Source organism: Kosakonia sp. (genome assembly GCF_032104925.1).
Lineage (GTDB): Bacteria > Pseudomonadota > Gammaproteobacteria > Enterobacterales > Enterobacteriaceae > Kosakonia.
Window position 1 is genome coordinate 72381 of record NZ_DAMCGF010000018.1, and the last position, 6184, is coordinate 78564.

The window sequence follows — 6184 nt, forward strand, 5'->3', positions numbered from 1 at the left end:
AAAGATGACTACCCAGGCTGTTTCTGGTCGCCGTTATTTCACCAAAGCATGGTTGATGGAACAAAAATCGTTGATTGCCCTGCTGGTGCTGATTGCGATTGTCTCGACCATGAGCCCCAACTTTTTTACCGTCAATAACCTGTTAAACATTCTGCAACAGACCTCGGTCAACGCCATTATGGCGGTCGGTATGACGCTGGTTATTTTAACCTCGGGGATCGATCTGTCCGTCGGTTCCCTGTTAGCGCTCACCGGCGCGGTCGCCGCCTCGCTGGTGGGAATGGAAGTTAACGCGCTGGTGGCGGTTGTCGGCGCGCTGGCGCTCGGTGCGGCTGTTGGCGCACTGACCGGTACGATTGTCGCGAAAGGCCGCGTGCAGGCGTTTATCGCCACGCTGGTGATGATGTTGCTGCTGCGTGGTGTGACGCTGGTTTATACCAACGGTAGCCCGGTGAATACCGGTTTTACTGATAACGCGGATGTGTTTGGCTGGTTCGGTATTGGTCGCCCGTTCGGTATTCCGACACCGGTATGGTTGATGGCTATCGTCTTTATCGCGGCATGGTATCTGTTGCATCACACCCGTTTGGGCCGCTATATCTATGCATTAGGCGGTAACGAGGCGGCGACGCGCTTGTCCGGTATCAGCGTTGATAAAGTCAAAGTTATCGTTTACTCCCTGTGCGGCCTTCTGGCCTCGCTGGCGGGCATTATTGAAGTGGCGCGTCTTTCCTCGGCGCAACCTACTGCGGGAGCAGGTTATGAGCTGGATGCTATCGCTGCGGTTGTTTTGGGTGGGACCAGTCTCGCAGGTGGCAAAGGGCGTATTGTCGGTACACTAATCGGCGCATTGATCCTTGGCTTCCTCAATAATGGATTGAATTTGCTGAGCGTTTCCTCCTATTACCAGATGATCGTTAAAGCAGTGGTGATTCTGCTTGCGGTGCTGGTAGACAACAAAAAGCAGTAATTACCTACACAACAGGACTCATGAAAATGAACATGAAAAAACTGGCCACTCTGGTTTCTGCTGTTGCACTGAGCGCCACCGTAAGCGCAAACGCGATGGCGAAAGACTCTATTGCTCTGGTGATTTCCACGCTGAACAACCCGTTCTTCGTTTCCCTGAAGGATGGCGCGCAGAAAGAAGCGGACAAACTGGGTTATGACCTGGTGGTACTGGACTCGCAAAACAACCCGGCGAAAGAGCTGGCGAACGTGCAGGACCTGACCGTGCGCGGCACCAAATTGCTGCTGATCAACCCGACCGATTCCGACGCTGTAGGTAACGCTGTGAAAATGGCAAACCAGGCGAAAATCCCGGTAATCACCCTTGACCGTGTGGCTTCCAGCGGCGAAGTGGTAAGCCATATCGCTTCTGATAACGTACTGGGCGGCAAAATCGCCGGTGATTACATTGCTAAGAAAGCGGGCGAAGGCGCGAAAGTGATCGAACTGGCGGGCATTGCCGGGACGTCCGCTGCGCGTGAACGTGGTGAAGGCTTCCAGCAGGCAGTTGCTGCGCACAAATTCAACGTGCTGGCTAGCCAGCCGGCTGACTTCGACCGCACTAAAGGCCTGAACGTGATGCAGAACCTGCTGACCGCGCATCCGGACGTGCAGGCTGTTTTCGCACAGAACGATGAAATGGCGCTGGGTGCGCTGCGCGCACTGCAAACTGCCGGTAAAACCGATGTAATGGTGGTTGGTTTCGACGGTACGCCAGACGGCGTGAAAGCGGTTAACGACGGTAAACTGGCGGCGACTATCGCTCAGTTGCCGGAGCAGATCGGCGCGAAAGGCGTGGATACCGCAGACAAAGTGCTGAAAGGTGAAAAAGTCTACGCCAAAAACCCGGTTGATCTGAAGCTGGTGGTTAAGCAGTAATTCGTCATTCTGGTGGAGGGCGCAATCCCGCCGCTGGAGGGACAATACAAAAAAGAAAAGCATGGCACGCGCCACCGAAAGGTGGCGCATTTTACGGACAAGCTCATCATGAAAACCGCAGGCAAACTCGTTGTCCTTGGCAGTATCAATGCCGATCACATTCTTAACCTTGAATCTTTCCCTACTCCGGGCGAAACCGTGACGGGCAGCCAGTATCAGGTGGCTTTTGGCGGTAAAGGGGCAAACCAGGCGGTAGCTGCCGGGCGTAGCGGTGCGGATATTGCGTTTATCGCCTGTACCGGCGATGACGATACCGGTGCGCGCGTGCGTAAACAGCTTGAGAGCGACAATATTGATGTTGCGCCGGTGAGCGTTGTCGCGGGCGAATCCACAGGTGTTGCGCTGATTTTCGTCAACGGTGAAGGTGAGAATGTTATCGGTATTCATGCGGGAGCGAATGCGGCGCTCTCAATTGATCGCGTCAACGCGCAGCATGACCTGATTGCGCAGGCTTCTGCGCTGTTAATGCAACTGGAATCACCGGTTGAAAGCGTACTGGCTGCGGCGCGTATTGCGCATCAGAACAATACCACCGTGGCGCTGAATCCGGCACCGGCGCGCGAGCTTTCCGATGAACTGCTGGCGCTGGTGGATATCATCACGCCAAATGAGACCGAAGCGGAAAAACTCACCGGAATTAAGGTGTCCAGCGACGAAGACGCCGCGCGGGCTGCACAGGCGCTGCACGCCAAAGGTATTAAAACGGTGATCATTACTCTCGGTAGCCGTGGTGTCTGGGCCAGCGTTAATGGCGAAGGCAAACGCGTACCGGGCTTTAAAGTGAAAGCCATCGACACCATTGCGGCGGGTGACACGTTTAATGGCGCGTTGCTTACCGCGCTACTGGAAGATAAACCTCTGGATGAGGCGATTCGTTTTGCTCATGCGGCGGCGGCGATTGCCGTCACGCGTAAGGGTGCGCAACCGTCTGTGCCGTGGCGCAATGAGATTGACGATTTTCTCTCTTCGCAGAGGTGACGCTTGGCGACCATGAAGGATGTTGCCCGCCTGGCGGGCGTTTCCACTTCAACCGTTTCCCACGTAATTAACAAAGATCGCTTTGTCAGTGAGGCTATCCGCGAAAAAGTGGAAACGGCGATCAAGACGCTGAATTACGCACCTTCTGCTATCGCGCGTAGCCTGAAGATCAACCAGACGCGTACGATTGGCATGCTGATCACCGCCAGTACTAACCCCTTTTACTCGGAGCTGGTACGCGGCGTGGAGCGTAGCTGCTTCGAGCGGGGTTACAGTCTGGTGCTGTGCAACACCGAGGGTGACGAGCAGCGGATGAACCGCAACCTGGAAACATTGATGCAAAAACGCGTCGATGGGTTGTTGTTGCTGTGTACCGAAACGCACCAGCCTTCGCAGGAGATTATGCAGCGCTACCCTTCAATTCCCACAGTAATGATGGACTGGGCGCCCTTCGACGGCGACAGCGATCTGATTCAGGATAACTCGTTGCTCGGCGGCGATATGGCGACCCAGTATTTGATCAACAAAGGCCATACGCGTATTGCCTGCATTACCGGTCCGCTGGATAAAACTCCTGCACGTCTGCGGCTGGAAGGGTATCGCGAAGCGATGGCCCGTGCCGGGTTGGTGATCCGTGAAGGGGATGAGATCGAGAGCGATTTTGAGTTTGGCGGCGGTTTCGACGCGATGCAGGCATTGCTGGCAATGCACGAACGCCCGCAGGCGGTATTTATTGGTAATGATGCGATGGCCGTTGGCGCCTATCAGGCGCTGTACCAGGCGGAGCTGAAAATCCCGCAGGATATGGCGATCGTCGGTTATGACGACATTGAACTGGCGCGCTACATGACGCCGCCGCTCACCACTATTCATCAGCCGAAAGATGAACTGGGTGAGCTGGCGATTGATGTGCTTATTCACCGCATTGCGGAGCCTGGCCTGCAACAGCAGCGTTTGCAGCTCACGCCAATATTGATGGAGCGCGGCTCAGCCTGACTTTTTGTGCCGTTCTTTAATCAGGTTGCGACCATCTTTTGCTTTCAACAACATAAACACTAACGCGGAAATCAGTGTGATCGCGCCCATAGTGATAAAGGTGTAGTGGAATTGTTCCACTGTGTTTGTGCTGTCAAACCCTTCATAGAAACGCAGCACCGCTGCGCTAACCGCCACGCCGAGGCTAATCGACAGTTGCTGTGTTACCGCCAGCACACTATTACCGCTGCTGGCGTTCTCGTCAGTTAAGTCTGCAAGCGTAATAGTGTTCATTGAGGTGAACTGCGTGGACATTGCCATCCCAAGGATGAACAGCGGCAATACCAGCATCCATATTGCCATTGCCGGTGTTTGTAAGGCGAACTGGGCAATCATCAAACCAATAAACAGCGTGATACCCACCAGTGTTTTACGGTAACCAAGCCAGCGCAATATCTGGGTTACCATCGATTTTGCGAGGATAGAACCCAGCGCGGTGGGAGCCATCATGCAACCGGCGATTAATGCCGGATACCCGAACCCCACCTGTAACATCAGCGGCATCAGGAAAGGAACGCAGCCGGTACCCAACCGCGAAGCTATGTTCCCGGCGATCCCGACGGAGAAGGTGCGGGTGTTAAACAGGTTGAGTGAGATCAGCGGCGTTGGATGGCGGCGCGCGTGGCGAACGTAGGCCAGTAGCAGCAAAATGCCGCTCAGAATGATAGTAAAAGCGATCCAACTGGCGACCAGCTTCTCACCGAACAACTCCATTCCGCTTGAGAACAGCACCAGGCTCAAACCGAACAGGAAAAAACCGCCCATATCGAAACTGCGGCGTGGCGTGGTGAAGTTCGGCATGTATTTGCGGGCATAAAACAGACCGGCGAGGCCAATCGGAATATTAATTAAGAAGATCCAATGCCAGCTTGCCCAGGTAACTAACACGCCGCCCATTACCGGTCCCAGAATCGGCCCGACCAGCCCTGGCATGGTGACGAAGTTCAGTACCGGCAGCAATTCGCTACGCGGATAAGCCCGAAGCAAAGCCAGGCGTGCAACCGGCATCATCATCGCGCCGCCGATCCCCTGAATCACGCGGAACACGACCAGCATCGGTAATGAATTAGAAAGTGCGCAGGCCAGCGAGCCAAGGGTAAACAGGCTAACTGCCAGCATAAAGACGCGCCGTGTGCCGAAGCGATCGGCCAGCCAGCCGCTCATGGGGATAAGCATGGCGACGGTCAGTGTGTAGCTGATAATCGCCGATTGCATTGCTAAAGGGGAACGCCCAAGGCTTTGTGCTATTGCGGGGAGTGCGGTGTTAAGGATCGTGGCATCCAGTGCCTGCATAAAAAAAGCCATTGCCGCAATCCACGGCAGGCCGGCCATACTGCGCGCTTTCTTCTCTGTCATACCTGGTCCTGTTAATTCGGCGTATTCAATAATAGCTGGCACGCCCGGAACGCGCTGTCGCCATCGCTTTCCTGGATGGCGTCCACAATCGCCTGGTGAAGGTCGAGCTTGACCACTTCATTTTGTGTAATAGAGGTAAAGTAGGTGTGATAGATAGAATGAAACAGTGTGGAGAATGAAATAAGAAACGGGTTATCGCTCATCGCATAAATATGTTCATGCCATGCCATATCGACTTCTACCCAGCGTTCGCGGTTGAAGTTCTTTTTCAGCAACACCATCTCTTCCATTAATGTATTGAGATACGCTTTTTGTTCCGCGCTACCCAGCGTGGCGGCGAGCAGACACGCCTGAGGCTCAAGACTGCTGCGCATAATGAGAAAGTGTTGAACAACGTCCTGGAAGTTATCCTCATGCATCCACCAGGAGAGCAGTTCCTTATCAAGGAAGTTCCAGTTTCCGCGCGGCATGACGCGAGTACCAATACGCGGGCGGGGAAGCACCATCCCTTTTGCGGTTAATGTCTTTACCGCTTCTCTGACCGCGGTGCGGCTTACGCCAAACTTCTCACCCAGCTCCATCTCACCTGGCAGAATACTTCCTGGAGCATATTCTCCCTTCAGGATTTGTTGCGCCAGTTTCTCAGCCAGAACCCAGGAGATGTTTTTCTGCGCGGCAAGTTGTTGTGCGTTTAGCGGCATTTTTACTTCCTTATTTCTTTATTTCACTGGCTAGTATGCCATTCGATACCTTTCAGTGGTGGTAAAAACAGCGAAATCGGCAATTTATGCCGCTTTTTACCACGCTTTGTTGAAAAAAGAGACGGTTGAAAAGTTTTTTGAAATTAGGGGTTGTCAGCGGGAATTAA

The 6184-nt window shown here is 54.0% G+C and carries 6 protein-coding genes; 4 read left to right on the forward strand and 2 right to left on the reverse strand.

Going from position 1 to position 6184, the window contains the following annotated elements:
• Nucleotides 1-4 precede the first annotated feature (4 nt).
• The 4 genes from rbsC (at nucleotide 5) to rbsR (ending at nucleotide 3921) form a co-directional block, all read left to right on the forward strand.
• Nucleotides 5-970 carry a ribose ABC transporter permease gene (gene rbsC / locus RT644_RS22865; protein WP_020455873.1) on the forward strand — a complete coding sequence of 322 codons (966 nt, stop codon included), beginning with the start codon at nucleotides 5-7 and terminating at the stop codon, nucleotides 968-970.
• A 26-nt stretch (nucleotides 971-996) separates the two neighbouring features.
• Nucleotides 997-1887, forward strand: coding sequence for a ribose ABC transporter substrate-binding protein RbsB (gene rbsB / locus RT644_RS22870; protein WP_025263782.1), 891 nt, complete (start codon nucleotides 997-999; stop codon nucleotides 1885-1887).
• Nucleotides 1888-1995: 108 nt separating this feature from the next.
• The gene (gene rbsK / locus RT644_RS22875; protein WP_269232649.1) at nucleotides 1996-2925 is read left to right on the forward strand and encodes a ribokinase; all 930 of its coding nucleotides are present in this window, start codon (nucleotides 1996-1998) and stop codon (nucleotides 2923-2925) included.
• Nucleotides 2926-2928: 3 nt separating this feature from the next.
• Nucleotides 2929-3921, forward strand: coding sequence for a ribose operon transcriptional repressor RbsR (gene rbsR, locus RT644_RS22880; protein ID WP_313628251.1), 993 nt, complete (start codon nucleotides 2929-2931; stop codon nucleotides 3919-3921).
• Here the strand turns inward: rbsR and mdtD are convergent.
• The gene (mdtD, locus tag RT644_RS22885; RefSeq protein ID WP_020455876.1) at nucleotides 3913-5316 is read right to left on the reverse strand and encodes a multidrug transporter subunit MdtD; all 1404 of its coding nucleotides are present in this window, start codon (nucleotides 5314-5316) and stop codon (nucleotides 3913-3915) included. The two genes, rbsR and mdtD, sit on opposite strands and share 9 nt — an antisense overlap.
• 11 nt (nucleotides 5317-5327) lie before the next feature.
• Nucleotides 5328-6017: a FadR/GntR family transcriptional regulator gene (locus RT644_RS22890; protein WP_020455877.1), complete on the reverse strand. Its 690-nt coding sequence runs from the start codon at nucleotides 6015-6017 to the stop codon at nucleotides 5328-5330.
• Between the last annotated feature and the right edge of the window lie 167 nt (nucleotides 6018-6184).

What these genes read in the sequence shown, in the direction of transcription:
- RT644_RS22890 (WP_020455877.1), bottom strand. Translation starts at nt 6,017, where the DNA reads ATGCCGCTAAACGCACAACAACTTGCCGCGCAGAAAAACATCTCCTGG.
- mdtD (WP_020455876.1), bottom strand. Translation starts at nt 5,316, where the DNA reads ATGACAGAGAAGAAAGCGCGCAGTATGGCCGGCCTGCCGTGGATTGCG.
- rbsB (WP_025263782.1), top strand. Translation starts at nt 997, where the DNA reads ATGAACATGAAAAAACTGGCCACTCTGGTTTCTGCTGTTGCACTGAGC.
- rbsK (WP_269232649.1), top strand. Translation starts at nt 1,996, where the DNA reads ATGAAAACCGCAGGCAAACTCGTTGTCCTTGGCAGTATCAATGCCGAT.
- rbsC (WP_020455873.1), top strand. Translation starts at nt 5, where the DNA reads ATGACTACCCAGGCTGTTTCTGGTCGCCGTTATTTCACCAAAGCATGG.